Origin of the sequence: Saccharopolyspora hattusasensis (assembly GCF_050972075.1) — a bacterium.
GTDB classification, from domain to species: Bacteria; Actinomycetota; Actinomycetes; order Mycobacteriales; family Pseudonocardiaceae; genus Saccharopolyspora; species Saccharopolyspora hattusasensis.
In genome coordinates this window covers 7,611,107-7,634,977 of sequence record NZ_JBPCDC010000001.1, presented here as the reverse complement: position 1 = coordinate 7,634,977, position 23,871 = coordinate 7,611,107, and the positions used below count along the sequence as shown (strand labels likewise).

Below are 23,871 nucleotides of genomic sequence, written 5' to 3'. Positions count from 1 at the left end.
AGGCGTTCTAATGCGGGAGAATACTTGGTATGACACCGCTGTTGAACACCCAGGATCCGGCCGTCGGCACCGCTGGTGCCCGGTCGGCGGTGTCGTGCACGGATGCCGAACTCGCCGCCCGTATCCGTGAACTGGAGGAGGGGATGCGGGTGTTGATGATGGAGCAGTTGCTGTGCATCGCCGAAGCCGACCACCGTGGTGTGTATGCCGAGTTGGGGTTCCGGTCGACGCAGGTGTGGCTGCAGGGGCTGCTCAACATCGATGCGCGTGATGCGAAAACCCGGGTCAAGGTCGCCCGCAATGTTGAGGACCGGCAGAGCTTGTATAGCGAGGTCATGCCCGCCGACCTACCCGAGACCGCCGCGGCTTTGGCCGAGGGTGCGATCGGGTTGGAGCACGCGCGGGTGATCGTGGACGGGGTCCGTCGCCTGCCGGAGTATGCCCGCTGCCACCAGGTCGGCGAGGTCGAATCAACCCTGGCCGGGTATGCGCGGACGATGACGCCTCGTGAGCTGGAGAAACTCGCCGAGCGCATCCGCTATCTGCTGGACCAGGACGGCGCCTACGACGACGAGGAAGACCAGCACGAGTCACGGGAGCTGCACTACACCGTTGCCCGGGACGGAATGACGGTCATCAAATCCCGCCTCGACCGCGAGACCGGCGCGAAGTTCGCAGCGCTCATGCAGCCCCTGGCCGCTCCCCGTCCGGAGGTGGAGGGGGAGAAGGACCCGCGCACGGTGGGGCAGCGCAACGCCGACGGGTTCGCCGCGATCCTGGACCTGGCGCTGGATCATGACGGGGTTCCGCGCACGGGTGGGCAGCGCCCGCACCTGACGATCTCTATCGATTTCGAGGATTTGAAGAAGGGGCTCGGGTTCGTCGCCGCCGAGACCGGTATGCCCGGGACCCTCAACACCGAACGGGCCATCACCGCCGAGAACGCCCGACGGATCGCCTGCGATGCCGAGGTGTTGCCGATGGTCCTCGACGGGGACGGGCTCCCGCTGGACGTGGGCCGGGCGAAGCGGACCGCGCCCGCCCAGATCCGTGCCGCGTTGCTGCAGCGGGACGGGGTGTGCGCGTTCCCGGGGTGCGACCGGCCGCCGGGAACCCCGGAAGCACACCACCTCGCCCACTGGGCCGACGGTGGAACCACCGAGCTGAGCAACATGGTGATGCTCTGCGGTCACCACCACCGGACCCTGCACAACCAGCGATGGGAAATCACCATGCGCGGTGGGCGACCCGCGTTCATCCCACCGCCCACAGTGGACCCAAAGCGAACACCACGACCAGGCGGCAGGGCACTACCCGCCCAGCACCGCGAATACCTCCGGGACCTCATCCCCGCACCACGGGGCCCGGCGGGCGAACCATGACGCTCAGATTGGGGTGGTGGCGAGTTGGGTTCATGCGACTCCAGTCATGACCAAGTCATGACTGGAAAACATCGGCGCACGGGGATCGCTGCGACCGGGGTCGTGTGGTCGGGCGACCTGTCCGAACCGTCTCCCCTCTGGGGATGGTTTACGCCCGCGTGAAGTGCTCGGCGAGGTGCTCGTCGGTTTGATCCGGCTCTGAAATTCCATTCCATGCCGAGCAAAGCAAGAGAAGTGCCGTATATGCACAGTAAGTGAGTTGACGTGACCGATGGACGTTGAACAGATCAAAGCCGAAATTTCAGCTATACCGAAACTTCTAAGCTACGCTGAGGCGCGTACCGGACACGTGCTGCGCACACGACTGGAGACCTTCATGGCCCGTACGCCAGAAGCGATCACGGAACTGCGCCGCGCCCTGGGCGCTGCGCTCCGCGGCTACCGGGAGGCTTCGCCCCTCGACCAAACCGACATCGGAAGGATCACCGCGTACTCGCGAACGTCGATCTCCCACATCGAGGCCGGCCGCCAGTTCCCCGGCCGCGACTTCTGGGAGACCGCCGATCAGGTACTCGAAGCAGGCGGCGAACTACTCGCCCACTTCGACCGCGTCGTCGCAGACGAGAAGCGGATCAGGATTGCCGAGCTGCAAGGCGCGCCGGTACGAAGGATTGACCCAGCAACACGACAACCGCGGTTCCCCGGCTCGCCGCATGACGACGATTGGCAACATGACGACGTGAATCGCCGTGAACTACTCCGCCTGGTGACGGTAACGGGCAGCCTGCTCGCGATCCCCGCTATCGACGTCGACCGGGTCCGGCACGCCGCCGAGCACCCCCGCCACCTCGACCCCGCGACCGTGGACGCCTACGAGCGGCTGAACGCCAAGCTGTGGGCGCAATTCGCCGAATCGCGGTCGAAACGCGATGTCCTCCCGGCTGCACGGCAGCAGCTCGCCACCCTGAACGCCAGCCTGAACGAGCCGCAAACCGCTGCCGTACAGCGCCAGTTGTGCACGCTCGCCGGTGACCTGTTCCAACTCTGCGGGGAAGTCTTCTTCGACAGCGACAACTACGCGGACGCCGCGCAGTGCTACGCCGAAGCCGCCCACGTCAGCAAGGAAGCACGCGAGTTCGACCTCTGGGCGTGCGCGATGACCCGCCACGCCTTCATCAACATCTACGAACGCCAGTACAAGCACGCCTCCCCGTTGCTTGACGGCGCCGCACGACTCGCCGTGAGGGGCAATCCCACCCGGACTACTCGGTATTGGGTCGCCGCCGTCCAAGCGCAGACGTACGCCGGACTCGGGAACCTGCCCGCCTGCCAACGCGCGTTGGACAGGGCCGAGCAAGTCGCCAGCCTCGACGACAAGGCGCCCGCGGCCGGTTGGCTCCGCTTCGAAGGGTCGCGGCTGGATGAGGAACGCGCCTCGTGCTTCGTCACGCTGCGCCGCCCGGACTTGGCCGAGCCCGCACTGAACAAGGCGTTGGGGCAAGCCACCTCAGCGCGACGTCGCGGGAGCGTGCTCGTCGACCTCGCAACCGTCGGCGCCCAGCGAGGCGACGTCGACCAACTGGTCATGAGCGGCGCCGCGGCAGTGGACAGCGCCCGCAAGACGGCATCGGTCGGATACGTTGGCCGCAAACTCGGAGACCTGCGAGAGCACCTGGTGCCGTACCTCGGCGACCGACACGTGCGCTACCTGGATTCGCAGATCAAGGACGTTGTGTCCGCATCCGGCCCGAAGCAGTGAGGAGAGGTTCAGTGTCGGACGAGAAGGGTCGTATCTTCCGCGAGGCGTGGCTCGCCGGGGTGAACAAGCACTACCCCGGCGAGCCCAAGCCCGGCTACATCGCCCCGTGGGAGGACACGCCCGATTGGGAGCGCGCCAGCGCCGCAGCCGTGTACCAGCAGGTTCACGACTTCATCGAAGCCACCGACGGCAACGCTGCCAAGCTCACCCGCGAGCAGAAAGGCCGGTTCGTCGCACTGTGCTGGACCGGCCAGATTTACAAGCACTTCAACGACCCCAAGCCCGCCTACGTCGCTGACTGGGCGGACATGCCCCAATGGCAGCGCGAGACCGATTCGGACATCTTCGAGCGCATTGAGCACGAGGTCGCGCCGCACACGGCTTGATCAGCAGTCGTCGGCGACCACGAAGCGCCCGCCCGGCACCACGGCCCGGCGGGCGCTTTCGCGTCGGCCTGCACCTTGACTGTCGCGGAGTTCGTCGGCACCGCGTCACATAAGAGAGAGCTGACGCTCCCGGTCCCGGTCCGCGTCGGACTGCGGCGGATCATGCCGCTGTGTGCGGAAGTTCTCCGATCGCTGCGGGTCTGCCAACCCATGACGACGCTTGGCCTGCTCGACGAGGTCGGTAAATTCCCGCTGGTACGACTTCGGGGCATACGCGCCGTTGCGGTACAGCCGCTCGTACAGCGGCAGCAGATCGCGTCGCTCGCGGCTGAGCCAGGCGTGGTACCACTCGCGCGCGCCCGGCCGCAGGTGGAGCATCGAAGGCGTCAGGCTCGTCGCCCCCGCCTCGGCGATCGCGGCCACTGCCTCAACCACGATCTTGCTGTCAAAATCGTGCCCGGTGTCGAGATCTAGGTAGCTGTGCGACGCGCGCATAGCAATAAATGCAGCATGGGTGCAACCCCTGTAAGGATTGACCGTCCAGCGAAACGGCATCTGGGACTCTCCTGGCACCCGGTTCAGCACCGTGCCAGCGCTGGCGTCCCGCCCGACATGGGGTCGAGCAGGTCCCCGGCGCGCTGAGTGGTCGTCGTGCACCCGGTGCAGGTGCCCATCGTGCACGTAATCGACGTGGTCCCCGTGGGGAACCACCACGTGCCCGGATGTGGCAATGCCCATAGGGACATGGCAGGCCTCGGGTCGTAGCAGCGCAGCGCCAAATTCGAATGCCGCAGCACAGGCCATCTTCTCCCGATCGATCGACCTGGCGTCACCAGTCGTCACCGTACGTATTCCCTCTTGACATAACCGTGACCGATCGGCCCATAATCGAAAACGATTGTCGTTTTCTTGTTCGGTGCATCGACGCTCTGTGACCAGAAGCCGACCTCGCCTGCTCTCCGAAGGAGGACCATGAGCGCGACCCCGACGGGATCGTCGGTCGACCTCGCTGCCGTTGCCGCGGCCCTCGCCGAGGTAATGGACGTGCCAACCGGCACGATCGAGACCGACACGCCCCTCGTCGAGCTGGGCCTGGAGTCGTTCACCGCGGTGCGGCTGCGCCGCCGCCTTCGCGAGGAGCTCGATCTCGATCTCCCGCTCACCGCTTTCCTCGGCGCGGCAACGGTTCGCTCGATCGCCGAAGGCGTGGTCGAGCCGGGTGAGGCCACCGGGTCGTTCCCGCTCACCCCGATCCAGTCGGCCTACTGGGTCGGCCGCAACTCGGCGTTCCCGCTCGGCGGGGTGGCGACCTTCTTCTACCGGGAGTACGACCGAATCCCTGCCACGGCCCCGGAATCCGATCTGGACCTGCTGAGCTCGGCGTGGAACGCGCTGGTTCGGCGGCATCCGATGCTGCGCATGGTCGTGGGCGAAGACGCCCGCCAGCGCGTGCTGGACTCCGTGCCGCGCTACGAGATTCCCATCACCGATCTGCGGGGCGTCGATCCGGCGACCGCCGAAAGCACCGCCGCCGAGTTGCGGCATGCCTGGTCGCACCAGGTACGCCCGGCCGACCGCTGGCCGTTGTTCGACATCCAGGCGATCCTGCTGCCCGATGGCCGGACGCGGCTTTGCATGGGGATCGACGTGCTCGCGCTGGACCTAACCGGGTTGATGCAGTTGCTCGCCGAATGGGGCGCGTTGGTCGAGGATCCGTCGACAGAGCTGCCCGCACTGCGCACGACTTTCGCCGATGTGGTCCGCAAGCGGGAGTCCGACGCTGACGAGCAGCGGCGCCGGGATCGTGATCGTGCCTACTGGGCGGAACGGGCCCCGTCGCTTCCGCCCGGCCCGGTCTTGCCGTTAGCGTGCGACGTCGACCAGGTGCGCAACCACCGGTTCAGCAGGGCATCGACGACGCTGGCGCCGGCGGAATGGGAGGCGCTGCGCGCGAGTGCGGCCGATCACGGTCTCAGCCCGACCGGGGTGCTGCTCGCGGCTTTCGGACTCACCCTGGCTCGTTGGGGCGCGACGGAGCCGTTCTGCCTGAACACCACGCTGTTCGACCGGCCCGACGACCCCGAGCTGGAGTCGCTGGTCGGCGACTTCACCTCGACCGCGCTAGTCGCGATGCCCGAGCTGGATCCCGCGAGGTGGGCGGGTTTCGCCGACTACGCGACGCGCGCGAACCGGCAGTTCTGGGCCGACCTGGACCATCGGGCGGTGTCCGGTATGGAGGCGCAGCACTCCGCCGGGGCTCCCACGGCGACACCGAAGTACCCCGTCGTCTTCACCAGCGGGCTGGGACTGTCCGATGGCCAGGGCAATCCGGCCGGGTGGCTCGGCGCGGAGGTCTTCGGCATCTCGCAAACCCCGCAGGTGTTGCTGGACCACATCGTCTATGCCGAAAGCGGCGCCCTGAAACTGTGCTGGGACTCGGTCGACGGAGCCTTCCCCGAAGGCTTCGTCAGCGGCATGCTCGACGCCCACACCCGACTGCTGCACCGGCTGGCCCACGACCCCGCTGCCTGGACCGACACCACCCTCGGCTGGGACCCATCGTTCCGGCCGGCGGAAAAGCTGACGAGTGCGCCGTTCGGCCCGGTTGGCTCGCTGCTCGACGATCCGCTGCGGGCAGCCGCCGAGAGGTGTCCCGACGAACCAGCTCTCCTGGGTACCGGGAATTCACTCAACCACAAGGAAGTTTCGTCGAACGCTGCGCAGACGGCCGCTGTGCTCGCGGCAGCCGGTGTCGGTCCGGGCGATCTCGTCGCGGTCGCGGCCGGGAAGGGCGCGGCGCAGATCACCGCGATCCTCGGGGTATGCGCCAGCGGTGCGGGCTATGTTCCCCTCGAGCCGTCGTGGCCGGCAAACCGCATCGCCTCCGCCTGCGCCCAGGCCGGCATCCGGCACGCCGTGGTAGGCCCAGGCGCACAGGTGGAATGGCCCGAAGACGTCACGGTGCACCGCTTACCGGAAAGCGGCGCACTCGACGGTGAAGCAGCGGAAGCGCCGGTGCTGCGGCGGCCGGAACCAGATGACCTCGCCTATGTCATCTTCACGTCCGGGTCCACGGGACGCCCCAAGGGGGTCGCGATCGAGCACCGGGCCGCCCGCACCACGATCGACGACCTCGTCGATCGCTTCCCGATCGGCGCTGAGGACCGGATGCTGGCGCTGTCGGCGGTCAGCTTCGACCTGTCCGTGCACGACATCTTCGGCGTGCTCGGGGTCGGCGGAGCTCTGGTGCTTCCCGACGCCGAGCGGCAGCGCGACCCGGGCCATTGGCTGGAGCTGATGCGTCAGCACCGGGTGACGTTGTGGAATACCGCTCCGGCGCTGCTGGAAATGCTGGTGGAGTACGCCGAGGTCGATCCCGAGCCGGCCCGGGAGGCGTTCGGACCGCTGCGGCTGGTGTTCCTGTCCGGGGACTGGATCCCGGTCACGTTGCCGGACCGGGTGCGCGCGCTCGCCCCGAACGCGCAGATCGTCAGCCTCGGCGGCGCGACCGAGGCGTCGATCTGGTCGATCTGCCATCCCATCGGTGACGTGGAGCCCGGGTGGCGCAGCATTCCCTACGGTCGCGCGCTTCGGGGACAGCTGTTCCACATCCTCGACGAGCACGGCCGCCCGCAGCCTGTCGGCGAGCCCGGTGAACTGCACATCGGCGGCGATGGCCTGGCGCGCGGCTACGTCGGGGATCCGAAGCAGACCGCCGACCGGTTCATCACCCACCCGCAGCTGCGCCTGCGGCTCTACCGCACCGGTGACATGGGGCACTGGCGCCAGGACGGGAGGATCGAGTTCCTCGGGCGCCTGGACCGGCAGGTCAAGATCCGGGGACATCGCATCGAACTGGGCGAAGTCGAATCCGTGCTGGACCGGCTGCCCGGGATCCGCAAGTCGGTGGCACTGTCGGCACCAGGCCCCGACGACCGGCCCCGCCTGGTGGCCTACGTCGTCCGGCACGCCGACGCCGAGATGACCGACGAGGACATGCGACGGCGGCTGCGCGAGAACGTTCCCGAGTACATGGTGCCCACCCGCTTCGTCACGATGGACGAATTCCCGGTCACGGCCAACGGGAAGATCGATTACAAGGCGTTGGAGAACCCGTTCCGACGAGCCGTCGCGAACGATGCCGCCAGCGCGCAACCGGTCGCCGGGACTCCCGCGGCGGCCGGTTCGCGGCCCGGTCCCGAAGCCGACCAGCCCGTCGAACGGGGTGTCGTGTTCGGGTTCGACGCGGCGCTAGGCGATGCCACGGCCCGCGGCCTGGATGTCGCGATCACCTTCGCCCCCGGCGCGTTGTCGCCGGCGGATGCGCTGTCCGCGGCAGGGGAAGGAGCCAAGCAGCTGCTGTCGGCCGCGGCGGCCGCCGGCCTGCGCACCACCGAGCGGTTGCGGGACGGGGCACTCCTCGAGCTCACTTTCGCCCGCGACGCAGGTGAAACCGCGCCACCGGCGATGATTCCGTCGCCGGTGACCGCGCCCGCCACACCACCGCCATCCCCGCCACCTCCGGCAGCGCCGTCGAGGCATGCGGCCGAGACCGAGGCGGCAATCCAGCGGGTGTTCTGCGACCTCTTGAAGTCCGAAGTGGACACCACGACGCAGTTCTTCCAGCTGGGTGCCACGTCGCTCACCCTGGTTCAAGCCCAACGCAGGCTCAGCGCGGAACTCGATCCGGGCCTCGCGGTGGTCGACTTCCTGGCCAATCCCACGGTCCGCGACCTGGCCGCACTGATCGCACAGCGAACGGAACCGGCCCCCGCTCGGTCCGCATCGCCGGTGTCGGGTCGCCGCGCCGCCCGCGCGCACGCCGCGGAGTTGGCCCGATGATCGCCGTCACGGGACAGGCCTGCCGCTTTCCCGGAGCACCGGATGCCGCAGCGTTCTGGGACATGCTCGTCGCGGGCCGCGAAGGACTCACCCGCTTCACCGAAGCGGAGCTGGCGGCCCGCGGCGTCCCGCCGCGCCTGCGCAACCGCCCGGACTACGTGCCGGTCGGCGGGCTGATCGACGGGCAGGACCTGTTCGACCCCGAGCCGTTCGGCCTCACCGATGCCGAAGCCGCTCTGCTCGACCCCCAGCAACGGCTCTTCCTGGAAGTGACCTGGCAAGCGCTGGAGCAGGCCGGGCACGGCTGCGGGCTGGGCGCCGGCTCGGTCGGGGTTTTCGCCGGGGCCGCGCACAGTTCCTACCTGGCCAGCAACCTCGCCGACCGGTGGAGCCCGACCGGCGGCGGCGCGGACCCGGTGGGCAGCCTGCAGACCGCGATGGCCACGCACGCCGACTACCTGCCGCTGCAGGTGGCCTACCGGTTGAACCTGACCGGTCCGGCCATCGCGGTGAACACGACGTGCTCGACGTCGCTGGTCGCCGTGCACACCGCCGCGCAGTCGCTGCTCAACGAGGAATGCGATACCGCCGTCGCGGGCGGCGTTTCGCTGATCGTCCCGCAGGGACACGGATATCTGCACGTGGCCGAGGGGATCTATTCCGCCGACGGCGCAGTGCGTCCCTTCTCCGCCGAAGGCAGCGGCATCGTCTACTCGCAGGGGGTCGGAGCCGTCGTGCTGCGACGGCTGGAAGACGCACTGGCCGACGGCGATCCGGTCCTGGCGGTGCTGCACGGCTCCGCGGTCAACAACGACGGTGCCGACAAGGCCGGATTCACCGCGCCGTCGTTGCGCGGGCAGGCGGCGGTGATCGCCGAGGCGCAGGCGATCGCCGGTGTCGATCCCCGGCAGGTCGGCTACGTCGAGGCGCATGGAACTGCCACGAGGCTGGGCGATCCGGTGGAAACCGCCGCGTTGCGGCGGATCTTCGGCGATGCGGGTCCCGCCTGGTGCGGGCTGGGGTCGGTGAAGAGCAATATCGGGCACGCCAACACCGCTGCGGGGATCGCCTCGTTCATCAAGACGACGCTGGCGGTCCAGCACGGGATTCTGCCCGCCTCGCTGCACGCCGAACCGCTCAACGACCTGCTGCGGTTGGATGGGTCGCCGTTCGAGGTCGTCACCGAGACCAAGCAGTGGCAGGGCCCGGAATTGGCCGGGGTCAGCTCGTTCGGCATCGGCGGCACTAACTGCCACGTCGTGCTGGGCCCCGCGCCGAGCCGCCCCGCGGCGCAATCGGATTCCCGACCGCAGATCATGGCTGTGTCCGCGCACAACCGCGCGGCGGCCGAGCGGACCGCAATGACCATCGCAGAAGCCGAGTCCGCGGATGTGGCGGACCTCGCCCACACCCTGCAATCCGGACGGCCGGCGCTCCCCTACCGCGTGGCCACCGCCGTGCGCGCTGGTCACATCCCGGCTGCTTCGCCGAGCGGAACCGCGGTCCAGGCCCTTTCCACGCGACCACGCGTGGTGTTCGCCTTCCCCGGCGCCGGCAGCCAGTACCCGGGCATGGGTTCGCGGCTCTACGCGGAGGAGCCGGTGTTTCGGGACTGCGTCGACGAATGCGCTGACCTCTTGCGCCCCTTGCTGGGAAACGACATTCGCGAGGCCGTGATCGGCGACGCTGCGCAGCGGCGCGTCCGCGACGCCGCCTACGGCCTGCCCGCGTTGTTCGCCGCGTCGTTGGCGACCGCTCGACTGCTGGACTCCTGGAACGTGCGCCCGGACGTAGTGCTCGGCCACAGTCTCGGTGAGTACACCGCCGCTGTGGTGGCCGGTGGGCTCTCGCTGCAGGATGCCGCCCGGCTCGTCGCCATCCGGTGCACCGGGGCGTCTCGTGCCGCCGGCGGCGGGAGCATGCTCGCGATCCAGCTCCCGGAAACCGACGTGGCCCGGCTGCTCGCGAACCACCCCGACGTCGACCTCGCGGCAGTCAACGCGCCCGATTCGTGCGTTGTTTCCGGGCCGCGACGCGCCGTCGAAGCACTAGCGGCCGGCCTGGGCGGCGACAAGCGGCCTGCGTTGCTCCGGGTCGATGCCGCGCTGCATTCGCGGCTGGTCGAGCCCGCGATCCCCGCGCTCCGGGAGGCTGCGAAAGCCTTGCGGCCCCGGTCCCTGTCGGTGCCGATGGTCACGACCGTCACCGGTACTCACGCGGACGCGGAGTTGAGCACGGCCGAGCACTGGGCACGCCAGCTTCGGGACACCGTGCGGTTCTCCGACGCGTTGCGCACCGCCGTCGACGGCGACGGCCCGGCCGTCGTGGTGCAGACCGGACCGGGCAGCGCGCTGGCCGGCCTCGCCCGGCGCAACGGACTTCCCGCGCTGCATACCGCGTTGACGACGTTCACCGCGGAGGAACCCGACGAAGCGATCTCCGTCCGCGATGCCGTCGGCCAACTCTGGGCGCACGGGCTCGACGTCGACTTCGCCGCTCAGCACGTCCAACCGCGTCGTCGCATCGCCGCGCCGGGTTACGCCTTCCAGCGGCGGCGGTTGTGGATCGACCCTCCGCAGCCCCGGCAGGTTCGCGCCGAAGACGCGCCGGATGCCACCGAGCCGCTGCAAATCCCGCGCTGGCGACAACTCCTGCCACTCGATCGACCCACCTCGTTGCCCGGGCGTTGGCTTGTTGCCGCCGCTTCCGACGACGCTTTGGCCGCGACCGTCCAGCGGGAGTTGACGGCACTGGGCGCGAACTGCGTTTCCCTCGGGGAGCTCGCCGGATCCGAACCGGTCTCCGGTGTGCTCCTGTTCGCCGGCGACAGCGAGGACATCACGACCGAAATCCTCCGCCACGCCGAGCTGTCACGTGTTCTCGCCGATCTGGAGCCGTCCCCGCCACTGCTGCTCCAGATCACCAGAGGTGGCGAGCAGGCGGACAGCCGAGACGTTCCCGGCACCGTACACGGTGCGCTGCGAGTGCTCCCCCGAATCCTGGGCCAGGAGCTGCGCGGATTGCGGTGGCGGACGATCGATCTGCCGGCCGGCTCGGATGATGCCGCGGCAGTTGTCGCGGAGATCGCCGACCTCGGCTCGGCGGAACGGTCGTCGGGCTGGGAAATCGCGGTGCGCGGCGATTCCCGGTGGCTGCGGGCGATCGTGCCGTGGCGCCCCAAGGCCGAGGTCACGCCGCCATCCGGCGGCCTCGCGCTGATCACGGGCGGGCTGGGTGATGTCGGGTTGACCATCGCCGAGCACCTCGCCCGCAACGGGTACCGCGTCGTCCTCACCTCGCGCGCCGGCCTGCCAACCCGCCCCGAACCCGGTAGGACCGCCGAACAGCGGCTCCGAACCATCCGGCGGCTCGGCGAAGCCGGCGCTCAGGTGGAGGTTCGCGCGCTCGACGCCGCAGATGTGCCTGGGACGACAGCACTTCTGCGCGAGCTGTCCCAGCAAGGACGTCTCGACATCGTGATCCACGCGGCGGGCGTCGCCGCGACCACGGACGCGACCCCGCTGCGGGAGACCACGGCCGAACTCGTCGCAGCGCACATCACCGCCAAGGCGGGCGGCGCGCTCGCGCTGCGCGCGGCGATCGACGAGCTCCCGCCCCAGCTGCGGCCTCGCACGGTGTTGTTGATGTCGTCGGCGACCACGCTGGTCGGCGGCATCGGCATGGGCGCATACGCGGCGGCCAACGGCTTCCTCGATGCCCTGGCGATGGCTGCCCGCGACGACTCGACCCGGTGGATCAGCGCGGTGTGGGACGGCTGGCGGGTCGGCCCGTTGGGTACCGACCGCACCGTGGCGCTGGACCACGCGCTGGACGCCGAGACCGGAATGGCAGCGCTGGACCGGATCCTCCACGGCACAACGCCACCGGTGGTCGCCATCGCCGCCACCGGACTGGCCGACCGCATGACGCAGGCTGCCTTCATCGATCGCGCCGAGGCGCCGGGGAGTTTGGCGGATCCCGCCGAAAGTGCCGTCGCCGAGCTGTGGAGCGAGTTGTTCGGCTCGCCCGTGACCTCGGCCGACGCGGACTTCTTCCTGCTGGGCGGGCATTCCCTGCTCGCGACGCGGATGCTGGCCGCGGTGCGGGAGCGCTTCGGCGTCGATCTGCGACTGCGCGACTTGCTGGCCCAGCCGACCGTCGCCGCGCTCGCGGCCCGCATCACGGCAGCCGAACCCGCACCCCCCGAACCCGCACCGGCGGCAGCGGTCGTGGCTTCGGATGGGACGTTCCCGCTGACGCGGGTGCAGCACGCCTACTGGGTCGGCCGCGACGGCGGCTACGAGTGGGGCGACGTGCCCTGCCACTTCTACCTGGAGTACGACTGCGAATACCTCGACGTCGACCGGTACGAACGGGCGTGGCAACAGGTGTTTGCCCGCCACCCCATGCTGCGGACCATCATCACCCCGCAGGGCCGGGCGAAGGTCCTCGACGACGTGCCCGCCTACCGCGTCCGGGTACACGACCTGACGTCGCTGCCCGAGGAGCGCCGGGCGGCGCGGCTGGAACGGCTGCGGGAGCGCATCGGCCGGCAGCCCGGGCCGCCGGACCGGTGGCCGCTGTTGCAGATCCAGGCCGCGCGGCTGCCCGGTGGCGGCGTCCGGTTGTTCGTCGGCGTCGACGTGCTGATCTGCGACGCGGCGAGCTGGTGGATCATCGACCGCGAACTGCGGCACTTCTACCAGGCACCGAACCAGCCGTTGCCGGACATCGGGATCGACTTCGCCGCGTGCGTAACGGCGCTGGAGCAACGCCGCCACGGCGAGCGCGGGAAGCAGGCAGCCGCGTACTGGCGTGACAAGCTCGACTCGCTGCCGGGCGGGCCCGCGCTGCCCGTGCGCGAATCCGGCGCGCCGACTCGATTCGTCCGGCGGGCCGCGGCACTGGATCCCGACGCCTGGGCCGCGTTGCAGGCCACCGCGGCCCGGCAGCGGGTGACGCCCACGGCCGTGCTGCTCGCCGCCTACGCCGAGACACTCGCGGCCTGGTCGGGCAGCGACCGGTTCGCGATCATGCTGACGCTGTTCGACCGCCCCGACATCCATCCCCAGGTGTCCGACGTGGTCGGCGACTTCACCTCGCTCGTGCTGCACGCGGTGGACCACTCCGAGCCCGCATCCTTCCTGCAGCGGGCCCGAGCCGCGCAGGACATGCTGTTCGCGGACCTGGACCACCGGGACTTCTCCGGCGTCGAAGTGCTGGCCGAGCAGTCGTCCCGCCGCGGCCACCGGGTCTCGGTGCCGGTGGTGTTCACCAGCGCGCTGGGCCTCGAAGACGTCATCGGCGCGGAACACGATCCGGAATGGGTCGGCACGCAGGTCGCCGCGCTCAGCCAGACGCCGCAGACCCTGCTGGACCACCAGGCGCTGGAGCAGGGCGGGCGGCTGTTGCTGCAATGGGATGCGCTGGAACCCGTCCTGCCGCCGGATCAGCTCGACCGGGCATTCGCCGACTACGTCCAACGCGTCGAGCGACTCGCCACCGATCCGTCCACATGGGACAGCACAGACGTGGCCGACGAAGACATCGCGTTGCCGGTCCGATCGGGCGACGGGCAGCACACGCTGTTCCTGATGCATCCCTCGGGCGGTGACGTCGTCTGCTACGCCGAGCTGGCCCGGCTGCTCGATGACCGCGTGGACGTCGTCGCGCTGACCGATCCGGAACTGGTCGACGGCCGCGGCGCCACCGACATCCCCGGGATGGCCGCGCGCTTCCTCGACGTGGTCCGCCGATCGCAGGAACACGGCCCGTACCTGCTCGGCGGCTGGTCCATGGGCGGTGACCTCGCGCAGGAAATGGCCCGCCAGCTAAGCGCGCTCGGTGAGCGGACCCGGCTGCTGGTGATGCTCGACTCCAACGATCCGAACCACATCACGCACATCGCCGGCGATCCGGACGAGGTGGAACTGGCCGTCGTCTGGCGTTTCCTCGGTTCCTTGGAAGGGTTCGCCGGCGCCGACCTCCAGGCGGGACCCGACCTGGACACCTCGGCGGTCATCGAGGCGATCCGGCGGCTGCCACCCGGCCGGCGCTGGGACGAGATCGACCAACGGCTGCGGTCCGCACGGCTGCTCGGCCGCCGTGACAGCTCCCGGCGGCGGATCGCGGTCTTCGCCCGGCACCTGCGGGCGCTGGCCGACCACGAACCCGGTCTGCTCGACGACGAGACCACCAGAACACTGCTGGTCCGCGCAGATCGCCCGGCACCGCGCAATTCCGGCGTGGGCATGGGTGTCGATGACAACCCGCCGGGTCTGGCGGACCTGGGTTGGGGCCGTCACCTCGCCGGACCGCTGGACGTGTTCGGCGTCGACGCCCACCACTACTCGCTGCTGCAGCCACCCGCGATCACGCAGGTCGCCGCGGCCATCAACGAAGCGCTGAAAACGGCGCTGGATCACTGATCCACCACCCGTGCGCTTCCCGGGCGGCCATGGCCGCCCGGGAAGCGCACGGGCCCGGACTGACGAAGGACCTCGATGCAACGACGACAGTTCGTCCTCGGCGCAGCCCTGGCCACCGCCCTGGTGGCCACCGGGTGCGCCGCCAACAGCACGCCAGGCACGAGCACCGGCACACTCCGCTACGCCGCGGTCGGCGCTCCCGCCGCCGCCAGCAACGATCCACACGGCGGCCTCGGCAACGAGTCCGACGCCATGCGCTTCGCGCTGCTCTACGACGTGCTCACCTTTCCCGGCGCGGATGGCAACACGCAGCCCCGACTGGCCACCTCATGGACGCCGGACACGACGCAGACCCGCTGGACGCTCGCGCTGCGGCCGGATGCTTCCTTCACCGACGGACGACCTGTGCGGGCGGCGGACGTGCTGTTCTCGCTGCGCCGGATGCAGGACAAGGCCGCCGAGAACTACGGCCGGATGGCCATGTTCGACCTCGCGGCGTCCACCGCGGTCGACGACCACACCCTGAACCTGGTGACGCGCAAGCCCTTCACCGAGGTCGGCAGGGCACTGGAGTCTGCGACCTTCGTCGTGCCCGAGGGCAGCACTGACTTCGGCAACCCGGTGGCGGGGTCCGGCCCGTTCCGGATGGTCGGCGGCGATGCCGCCGCCGCCGTGCTGGAACGCAACGACCGGTGGTGGGGCCCACGCCCGCCGCTGCGGCGCATCGAGATCCGCGCGATCGCCGATCCACAGGCCCGGGCGGACGCGGTCGCCGCCGGGCAGGCCGACGTTGCGGGCAGCGTGAACCCGGCGACCGCGCGGCAGTCCGAACAGGACGGTCTGCAGGTCGTGCACCGGCCGGCGGTCACGGTGTACCCGGTGGTGATGCGGCTGGACCGGGCACCGTTCGACGACCCCCGAGTTCGCGAGGCGATCAAGCTCGCGGTGGATCGCAAGCAGCTGGTGGACACCGTTTTCCTCGGCCAGGGCATGGTCGGCAACGACCTGCTCACCCCCGCCGACCCGACCGCACCGGCACCACCGCAGCGCCGGCGCGACCTCGACCGAGCGCGACAGCTGCTCGCCGAGGCGGGGCACGCGAGCGGGCTGGATCTCACGCTGCGCACCACCACCGCCTACCCGGGCATGGACACCGCCGCGACGCTGCTCGCCGACCAGCTCAAGGCCGCCGGCATCCAGATCCGCGTGCAGGTGGAACCGCAGGACACCTACTGGACCCAGGTCTACTCGCAGGCCGACTTCTACGTCAGCTACCTCGGCGGAATCCCGTTCCTCGACGTCGCTCGCATGACGCTGCTGTCGACCTCACCGACCAATGAGACCGCGTGGCACCGGCCGGACTGGGACCTAACCTTCGACGCGGCACTGGCCACCCCCGACGAAGCCGGGCGCAGCGCCCAGCTCGGCCGGTTGCAGCAGCAGGTGCGCGACGAAGGCGGCTACCTGGTGTGGGGCGCCGGCGACGGCCTCGACCTGGCGCGCCCGCAGGTCGCGGGACTGCCCACTGGACCAGGCTTCCAGCGGTTGTTCATCGACCAGGTCCGGATCAACGCCTCGTGATTCCGCCACCGCTGCGCTCGACCGGGCGCAGCGCCCTGCTGCTGCTCGCGGTCGCCGTCCTGGTCTTCGCCGGAACCGAACTGCTGCCCGGGGACGCGGCGCAGGCCAGGACCCGGGGCCGGGCCAGCGATGCGGAGCTGCTCCGGCTGCGCGAGCAGACCGGGCTGGCCGCCCCGGTCTGGCTGCGCTTCGGCCGCTGGCTGGGCGGTCTGCTGCACGGTGACGCGGGCCGGTCGCTGGTCAGCGACCGGCCCGTGGCGGGACTGATCGCGGAACGGTTGCCGGCGACGCTGGCGCTGACCGCCTGTTCGCTGCTGGTCGCGGTTCCGCTGATGCTGATGGCGGCTTGGGTGGGCAGCTCGACTCGGCTGCGGTCCCCGGTCGGCGGCGCGATCGCCGCCGCGGCCGCAGTCCCGCAGGTCGTGGTCGCCGGCGCGCTGGTCGCGCTGTTCTCCGGGCTGCTGCATTGGCTGCCGCGAGTATCACTGCTCCCCATTGGACAGTCCCCGTGGCAGCGCCCGGAACTGCTCGCGCTGCCAACGCTGTCGCTGGCGCTTCCGGCGGCGGCATACGGCGCGGGCCTGCTCGCCGGGGCGATGGCGGACGTGCGACGACTCCCGCACGTCGAGGATGCCGTCCTGCGCGGTGTGCCGCACTGGCGCGTCGCGGCCCGGCACGTCCTCCCCCTCCTGTTCGCGCCGCTGCTGCGAGTGCTCGCGGTGCTCTGCGGCGGTTTGATCGCGGCCACCACGGTGGTCGAGACCGTGTTCGGCTACAACGGCCTCGGGGAGTTACTCGTCAGCTCCGTCGCCAACCGTGACGTGCCGGCAGTGCAGGCCGTGGCAATGCTCGGGGCGGCAGTCGTGCTCGCCGGATTGTGGCTGGCCGACGTGGTTCGGAGTGGCGCCTCATGAAGCGCGCGATCATGGCCTGCGGCCTCGCGATCGCCGCGGTGTGCGCGGCCGTCCTGGGCGGGCTGCTCGCTCCTCACCTCCCGACCGAGATCATCGGCCTGCCGCACACATCCCCGGACACGACCGCCCTGCTCGGCACCGACGGGCTCGGCCGCGACGTGTTGTCGCGGGTGCTGGCCGGTGGCCGTGACCTCGTACTGGTCTCGATCCTCGCCGCGCTGCTGGCCACCTCATTCGGTGTCGCCGGCGGGTTGCTCGCCGGCTGGTCCGACGGCTGGATCTCCCGGCTGCTGACCGCGATCGCCGACCTGCTGCTCGCCATCCCGCTGCTGCTCGTCGCGCTGGTGCTGGCGGTTTCGCTGCCCGGTGACGCCGCGGTCGTGGCCGCAACCGTCTGCGGCGGCACCCCGCTGACCCTGCGGGTGGTCCGCGACGCCACCCGGATCTCCCGCCGATCCGGCTACGTCGAGGCGGCGCGCTGCCGCGGCGAACGCGACGCGGTGCTCCTGATCCGGGAAGTCCTGCCCTCGATGACCGGCCTGATCTCGGCCGACGTCGGCATGCGGTTCGTGGTCGCCGTGCAGCTCGCGGCCGCGTTGGGCCTGCTCGGTTTCGGTGCCCAACCACCAATGGCCGACTGGGCGTTGATGATCCGCGAGAACCTGCCCGGGTCCGGCCTCAACCCGGCAGGGGTGATCGCACCTGCGGTCGCGCTGGCCGTGCTGACGGCCGGTGTCGCGGGGGCGGCGTCACTGCTCGACAGGAGGTCGGCGTGAGCGGCTTGGAAGTCGGCGGCATGACCGTGCTCGACGGGCGGGGACGCGCCGTGATCCGGGATTTCTCGTTGCAGGCCGCCGTCGGTGATGTCGTCGCGGTCGTCGGCCCGTCCGGCAGCGGGAAATCCACCCTGCTGCGCGCGATCCTGGACGCCCTGCCGGCGGGACTGCGTCGGGCGGAGGGAGCGGTCTGCTGGGAAGGGCGGACGATCCTGCCCGGACGGGCCGCCCGGCGGTGGCGGTATCGGACGGCGGGCATCGTCGGCCAAGATCCCGCCGCCGCGCTGAATCCCCTGCAGCGCGTGCATTCCCTCGTCGCCGAAGGCGCACCGGAGGTGTCATTGGCCCGGCGGGCGCTCGACGACATCGGACTCGACAGCGCCGAGCTGTGGCGGCGGCTCCCGCGTCAACTTTCCGGTGGGCAGGCGCAACGCGTCGCGCTGGCCCGCGCGCTGGTGGGCGATCGGCCCTTGCTGGTGCTCGACGAGCCGACGACCGGTCTGGACCCGGAAGCCCTGGAACTGGTCATGCGGGCCATCGCGACGCGGCGCGGTGACGGGCGTTCGGTGACGCTGCTGGTCTCGCACGACCGGGATTTCGTGTCGAAGGTGAGCGACCGCGTCATCTCACTCGGGCAAGCGGCGAGGCCTGCCTCGGCGCGAACATGCTCGACGAGATCGGGCGCACCCGTGCTCTCGACATCCGGCCTGACGATCTCCCAAGGCGGCGCACCCCTGCTCCACAACGGCGCGTTCGAACTCCGCAGGCACGAATTCGTCGCCGTGCTGGGAACGTCCGGGGGCGGCAAGAGCACCATGCTGCGGACGTTGGCCGGCCTGCACGCGGCCGATGCGGGCGAACTCCGGTGGCGGGGCGACCCCCTCCCGGGCCGGGTCGAGCACCGGTCCCGCACGCAACTGCGCGCCGTGCAATTCGTCGCCCAGGACCCTGCCAGCGCGCTCAACCCAGCGCACCGCGTCGGCTCCGCCATCGCCCGGGCCGCACAGGTGCTGGACGGCGTTTCTCGCGCTGCCGCGCGGAAACGAGCTGACGAACTGCTGAGCGTGGTCGGGCTCGAAGGCACCGCCAAGCGCTTTCCGCGCGAGCTCTCCGGCGGGCAACGCCAACGCGTGGCCCTCGCGCGAGCGCTCGCCGCCAAGCCCGATGTGCTCCTGGCCGACGAGATCACGTCCGCGCTCGACGAGGCCACGGCCCACGACGTGCTCGGCCTCCTCGACCGGCTGCGCGCCGACGGACTCGCCGTCCTGCTGGTCACCCACGACCGGACGATCGCCGATCGCGCCGACCGCACCCTCCGGCTGCACCAGCGCAGCCTGCTCCCCACCATTTCCGACCGATCGGAGGAAACCCGTGCCCGGTGACGACCCCGTGCCCGCCGACAGCACAGCCGCCCTTTGGCAGGCAGCCGAGCACCTCAGCGCCCACCCGTGGATCGCCGCGGCCGAAGTAGCCGACGAAGCGGTGCGTCTCGTCCCGGCCCGCGCGGCGCTCGCCGTGCGGCCGACGCCGGGCGCGCTACTCACCGAACACCTCGACCAGTGGAGCGAGGTCTACGACTGGACCTACTCCAAGGCCTCCGGGCGGCATGCCGACGACCTGGACCTGTCCGGCTGGCGGGCATCGGACACCGGCGAGCCGTTCCCGGTGGAGCACATGACCGACTGGCTGCGCCACACCGTCGAACTCGTGCTGCGCAACAAACCCCGCCGGGTGCTCGAACTCGGTTGCGGCACGGGCATGCTCATGCACCGCCTGCATCCGCACATCGACGCGTACGTCGGCACCGACGTCACCCCCGATGCCGTCCGGAAGCTGTCCACATCGGCGCCGGACGGTGCCGTGATCGTGCAAGCCGCCGCGCACGAGGCGCGCAGCGCTGTGGTGCAGGAGGCCATCGCCACCGCCTTTCCCGGCGCTCGGCCGGATTGCGTGCTGCTGAACTCCGTCACGCAGTGCTTCCCCGACGTGGAATATCTGCGCGCGGTCGTGCAGGACGCGATCGGCATGGTCGCGCCCGGTGGCACCGTGATCGTCGGCGACGTTCGCCATGCCGGACTGCTGCGCGACCACCACCGCTGGCTCGACGCCGCCGTCGCGGACGCAGAGCTGGACGAACGGGTGGACCGCGACGAGGAACTGCTCTTCGATCCGCCGTTGCTGGCCTCGCTGGCCGCGGCGGCAGGCCGCGAGGTCCGGATGGCCACCTTCGCGAAAACCATGCGCGCCGACACCGAACTGACCCGCTTCCGCTTCGACGCGGTGCTCCACGTCGAACCCAGCGCCCCCGTCGCGGCACCGACCGCGATCGGCTGGCCTGACCTTCCCGCCGGCAACCGGATCGCGGCCCTGCGGGCCCGTCTCGGCGGCTCGCCGGTGCGGGTCGCGCAGATCCCGAACCGGCTGCTCGACGCCGACACCGGCACTACCGCCGCCGAACTGCGCCACGCCATCGGCGACCTGGACGCGGTGGTCGGCCTGGACCCGGCCGATCCACGGCTGCTCGAAGTCATCGCCCCCGCGCTGTCGGCCGCCCGACCGGTGCAGAAAATCCCCGGCCCGGGCACGGCGCACGAGCCGCTGCCCGGATTCGTCCGCCGCCGGCTCACCGAGGTCGCCCGGCGGGAACTGCGACGCGCAGGCCACGCACCGGTGCCGATCACGGTCGATCCGGGAGGCCGAGATGCGGGCTGAAGTTCTGGACCAGGTCGCTCGATCCGCCGCGGCCGCGATCCACGATGTCGACACCGCCGCGCTGCCCGGCTTCATGCGGCAGCTCGACCACGCCGCGGTGCTGGCGATGGCCCGCACTCTCGGCCGCAACGGCCTGTTCCGGCCCGGGGTCAGGCACCGCTGGGACCAGATCGCCGATCGGCTGCGCGTCGCACCCAGGCACCGCTGGATCCTCCGCCGCTGGCTGACCGCCCTCCAGGAAGAGGGCCTGCTGCAACGAGAAGAGACCACGGGATTCGTGCACGGCCTCCGTGCCGTGGGCCGAGCGCAGGCGGCCGACGCCGCCGCGCGGGTGGACGAAGCCGCGCGCGGCCTGGGATATCCGGCGGAGATGGCCCGGTTCTTCCTGGCGGCGATCGAGCAGCTTCCCCGGCTGCTCCGCGACGAGGTGGCCGTGCAGACGCTGCTGTTCCCCGACGGAGACCTCGCGACCGCCGAAGGCGCCTACAAGGACAACGTCATCAACCGGTACCTCAACGCGGCAGCCGTCGATCTGCTGCGCGGGGAATGCCGGCGCGCCGGTGGCACGCTCCGCGTACTGGAGCTCGGAGCGGGTGTCGGCGGGACCACCGCCGCCGTGGTCCCGGCGCTCGCCGATGAGGCCCTGGACTACCTGTTCACCGACGTGTCCCAGTTCTTCCTGGACGCCGGGCGGCAGCGGTTCGGGGGCTTGCTCCGCTACGGAATCCTCGACATCAACTCCGACGAGCCCGTGCATCCTGGCTCCGCCGATGTCGTGCTCGCCGCGAACGTCCTGCACAACTCCGTCCACATCGGACACGTGCTGGCGCGGTTGCGGGATTTGCTGGCGCCCGGCGGGTTGCTCGTGGTGATCGAGTCGTGCCGGGAGCACTACCAGGCCATGACGTCGATGCAGTTCCTGATGTCCCCGCGCGACGGCGAACCGCAACCCGGTGCCACCGACGTGCGGGCCGGGACCGACCGCATCTTCCTGACCCGCGACGAGTGGCTGGCCGAACTGACCGCGGCCGGTTTCGCCCCGCTGCTCGACCTGCCCGACCCGAACCACCCGCTCGCCGCCCTCGGCCAGCACGTCTTCGCCGCCCGAACCGACGAACTGGAGCAACCTTGACCACCGAACCCGACATCAGCACCGTGCTGGCCGAGATCTGGTCCGAGCTGCTCGGCCTGGACGAGATCCCGCCGGATTCGAGCTTCCTCAACCTCGGCGGGGATTCGGTTCTCGCCGTGCGAATGTCCGCCGTGGTCCGCCGCAAGCTCGGAGTGGCGCTCGCCCTGTCCGACGTACGAGTGGAGATCACCCTCGCCGAACTGGCCGACCTCGTGGCCCGCCGCAGCGCGGGCGCATCCAGCGGCCGGGCACTGCCGGTCGAAGTGACCCGCCGCCCCGACCCGGTCGCACCGTTCCCGCTGCTGCCGTTGCAGCAGGGCTACTTCGTCGGGCAGCAGGACGGCTGGGAGCTGTCCTACGAATCGGCGCACCACTACGTCGACATCGGGCTCACCGACGTCGACCCCGACGAAGCACCCGAGGCACTCCAGGACGCGCTGCGCCGACTCGTGCGGCACCAGCCCACGCTGCGCGCCCGCGTGCTGCCCGATGGCCGGCAGCGCATCCTGGCCGCCGACGACCCCGAAGCCGTACCGGCCGTCGAAGTGATCGACCTGCGCGACGCCTCCGAGGACGAAGCCAACGCGACGGTGGCCGCCATCCGTGCGCAGATGAGCACCACCGGCCCCGACCCCGCGCATGGCCCCGGCATGACGATGCGGCTGACGCTGCTGCCCGGCGACCGCGCTCGCCTGCACAACGCGGTCAGCCTGCTGATCATCGACGGCTGGTCGTCGAACGTCTTCTACCGCGACCTGTTCGCCCTGGTGGCCGACTGGAACGCGATGCTGCCCCCGTTGGAGGTCGACTACGGCGACTACGTCACGTCGGTAGCCACGCTGCCCGACACCGAGGCCTGGGAGGCCGACCGCGACTGGTGGTTCGACCGCCTCGACGAGTTCCCGCTGCCGCCCGCCCTGCCGCTGGTCGCCGATCCGCGCGAGGTGCGGCCAGCGCTGATGGGCACCCGCCAGACCACTGTGGACGCCGAAACTTGGGCGGCGTTCCGCAAGCAGTGCACCGCGCGCGGGGTCACGCCGTCGGCGGCGATGTTCACCGCCTACGCGATCGTGCTGGCCCGCCAGGCCGGACACCGCCGCATGCTGCTGAACTCCTTGCAGCTCAACCGCTTGCCGCTGCACCCCGACGTGCACCGGATCGTCGGCGCGTTCGCCTCGACGATGCTGATCCCGGTCGAGCTGGCCGAAGGCGCCACCTTCGCCGAACTGGCCACCGACAACCAGCGCCGGTTCAGCGAATCGGCGTCGCACAACCTGATCAGCGGCGTCGAGGTGTCCCGCGAACTGGGCCGCCGGCGCGGCACGCACCGCCCCGTCGCTCCCATCGTCTTCCAGAGCACGCTCGGGATGGACGCGGCGATGGGCGAACGCGTGCCGGACACCGCCGGCCCGCTGGGCCGCATCGACATGGCCGACCACCACCAGCAGCTTCGCACCCCGCAGGTCGCGCTGGAAGTGCGGATGTTCGAGCTGCGCGATGAGATGTACCTGGTGTTCTCCCTGGTCGACGAGCTCTTCGACGCCTCCACCGTGGACGCGATGTTCCGCGAGCTGACCGGTATCGCCCGCACGCTCGCCGAGCCCGGCGGTTGGGACGACCCGGTGGCGCTGCCCGCGGCGGCGGACGCACCGGAATCCGAAGAGCTGCGCGCCGGCCGGTACGCACGCCACGGCCGGACCGAAGAGGGTGGTGCACCGCGAACCGAGCTGGAACGCACCATCGCCGAGGTGTGGGAGGAGATGCTGGCCATCAGCGGGGCCGACCGCGCGGCCGACTTCTTCGCCCTCGGCGGCGATTCGCTGCTCGCGGTCCGGGTCCTCGGAAAGCTCGCCCGGGAAAAGGGAATCGCGGTGGCGGTCCGGGACTTCCTCGAAGCCCCGACGATCTCCGGGCTCGCCGCGCTGGCCTCGTCCGAACGCTGACGGGACCGGGGTCGTG

General features: G+C 70.6%; 13 protein-coding genes. 12 read left to right on the top strand and 1 reads right to left on the bottom strand.

Annotated features, from left to right (window positions below):
• Nucleotides 1–29: 29 nt before the first annotated feature.
• The 3 genes from ACRXBZ_RS36220 (at nt 30) to ACRXBZ_RS36210 (ending at nt 3,527) form a co-directional block, all read left to right on the top strand.
• On the top strand, nt 30–1,382 hold the full coding sequence (locus ACRXBZ_RS36220; protein WP_433882916.1) for an HNH endonuclease signature motif containing protein: 1,353 nt from the start codon (nt 30–32) through the stop codon (nt 1,380–1,382).
• 376 nt (nt 1,383–1,758) lie between these two features.
• Entirely contained in the window at nt 1,759–3,141 is a 1,383-nt protein-coding gene (locus tag ACRXBZ_RS36215; protein ID WP_433882915.1) for a helix-turn-helix domain-containing protein, read from the top strand.
• 11 nt (nt 3,142–3,152) lie between these two features.
• Nucleotides 3,153–3,527, top strand: a complete 375-nt coding sequence (locus tag ACRXBZ_RS36210; RefSeq protein WP_168588009.1) for a hypothetical protein — start codon at nt 3,153–3,155, stop codon at nt 3,525–3,527.
• A 105-nt stretch (nt 3,528–3,632) separates the two neighbouring features.
• On the opposite strand, the gene ACRXBZ_RS36205 is transcribed toward ACRXBZ_RS36210, so the two are convergent.
• The gene (locus ACRXBZ_RS36205; protein ID WP_433882914.1) at nt 3,633–4,082 is read right to left on the bottom strand and encodes a radical SAM family protein; all 450 of its coding nucleotides are present in this window, start codon (nt 4,080–4,082) and stop codon (nt 3,633–3,635) included.
• 417 nt (nt 4,083–4,499) lie between these two features.
• Here ACRXBZ_RS36205 and ACRXBZ_RS36200 point away from each other — a divergent pair, with 417 nt between their 5' ends.
• The 9 genes from ACRXBZ_RS36200 to ACRXBZ_RS36160 all read left to right on the top strand — a co-directional run bounded on the left by ACRXBZ_RS36200 (nt 4,500) and on the right by ACRXBZ_RS36160 (nt 23,855).
• Entirely contained in the window at nt 4,500–8,369 is a 3,870-nt protein-coding gene (locus ACRXBZ_RS36200) for a non-ribosomal peptide synthetase (RefSeq protein WP_433882913.1), read from the top strand.
• A complete protein-coding gene (locus tag ACRXBZ_RS36195; protein WP_433882912.1) occupies nt 8,366–14,797 on the top strand; it encodes an SDR family NAD(P)-dependent oxidoreductase in 6,432 nt (2,143 codons plus the stop codon). The genes ACRXBZ_RS36200 and ACRXBZ_RS36195 overlap by 4 nt, the downstream gene beginning before the upstream one ends.
• Before the next feature lie 75 nt (nt 14,798–14,872).
• Complete coding sequence (locus tag ACRXBZ_RS36190; RefSeq protein ID WP_433882911.1) at nt 14,873–16,378, top strand: ABC transporter substrate-binding protein; 1,506 nt, start codon at nt 14,873–14,875, stop codon at nt 16,376–16,378.
• Nucleotides 16,375–17,292, top strand: a complete 918-nt coding sequence (locus tag ACRXBZ_RS36185; RefSeq protein ID WP_433882910.1) for an ABC transporter permease — start codon at nt 16,375–16,377, stop codon at nt 17,290–17,292. Before ACRXBZ_RS36190 ends, ACRXBZ_RS36185 begins: the two co-directional genes overlap by 4 nt.
• Nucleotides 17,289–18,068 carry an ABC transporter permease gene (locus tag ACRXBZ_RS36180; RefSeq protein ID WP_433882909.1) on the top strand — a complete coding sequence of 260 codons (780 nt, stop codon included), beginning with the start codon at nt 17,289–17,291 and terminating at the stop codon, nt 18,066–18,068. The genes ACRXBZ_RS36185 and ACRXBZ_RS36180 overlap by 4 nt, the downstream gene beginning before the upstream one ends.
• A complete protein-coding gene (locus ACRXBZ_RS36175) occupies nt 18,065–19,450 on the top strand; it encodes an ABC transporter ATP-binding protein (RefSeq protein ID WP_433882908.1) in 1,386 nt (461 codons plus the stop codon). Before ACRXBZ_RS36180 ends, ACRXBZ_RS36175 begins: the two co-directional genes overlap by 4 nt.
• Nucleotides 19,440–20,780 (top strand): class I SAM-dependent methyltransferase, encoded by a 1,341-nt coding sequence (locus tag ACRXBZ_RS36170; RefSeq protein ID WP_433882907.1) that lies wholly within the window; start codon nt 19,440–19,442, stop codon nt 20,778–20,780. The genes ACRXBZ_RS36175 and ACRXBZ_RS36170 overlap by 11 nt, the downstream gene beginning before the upstream one ends.
• Entirely contained in the window at nt 20,770–21,912 is a 1,143-nt protein-coding gene (locus tag ACRXBZ_RS36165; protein ID WP_433882906.1) for a class I SAM-dependent methyltransferase, read from the top strand. The genes ACRXBZ_RS36170 and ACRXBZ_RS36165 overlap by 11 nt, the downstream gene beginning before the upstream one ends.
• On the top strand, nt 21,909–23,855 hold the full coding sequence (locus ACRXBZ_RS36160) for a condensation domain-containing protein (RefSeq protein ID WP_433882905.1): 1,947 nt from the start codon (nt 21,909–21,911) through the stop codon (nt 23,853–23,855). The genes ACRXBZ_RS36165 and ACRXBZ_RS36160 overlap by 4 nt, the downstream gene beginning before the upstream one ends.
• Nucleotides 23,856–23,871 lie beyond the last annotated feature (16 nt).

Coding starts and splice junctions, on each gene's coding strand:
- ACRXBZ_RS36200 (WP_433882913.1), top strand. CDS start 4,500: ATGAGCGCGACCCCGACGGGATCGTCGGTCGACCTCGCTGCCGTTGCC.
- ACRXBZ_RS36220 (WP_433882916.1), top strand. CDS start 30: ATGACACCGCTGTTGAACACCCAGGATCCGGCCGTCGGCACCGCTGGT.
- ACRXBZ_RS36195 (WP_433882912.1), top strand. CDS start 8,366: ATGATCGCCGTCACGGGACAGGCCTGCCGCTTTCCCGGAGCACCGGAT.
- ACRXBZ_RS36180 (WP_433882909.1), top strand. CDS start 17,289: ATGAAGCGCGCGATCATGGCCTGCGGCCTCGCGATCGCCGCGGTGTGC.
- ACRXBZ_RS36165 (WP_433882906.1), top strand. CDS start 20,770: ATGCGGGCTGAAGTTCTGGACCAGGTCGCTCGATCCGCCGCGGCCGCG.
- ACRXBZ_RS36205 (WP_433882914.1), bottom strand. CDS start 4,082: ATGCCGTTTCGCTGGACGGTCAATCCTTACAGGGGTTGCACCCATGCT.
- ACRXBZ_RS36190 (WP_433882911.1), top strand. CDS start 14,873: ATGCAACGACGACAGTTCGTCCTCGGCGCAGCCCTGGCCACCGCCCTG.
- ACRXBZ_RS36215 (WP_433882915.1), top strand. CDS start 1,759: ATGGCCCGTACGCCAGAAGCGATCACGGAACTGCGCCGCGCCCTGGGC.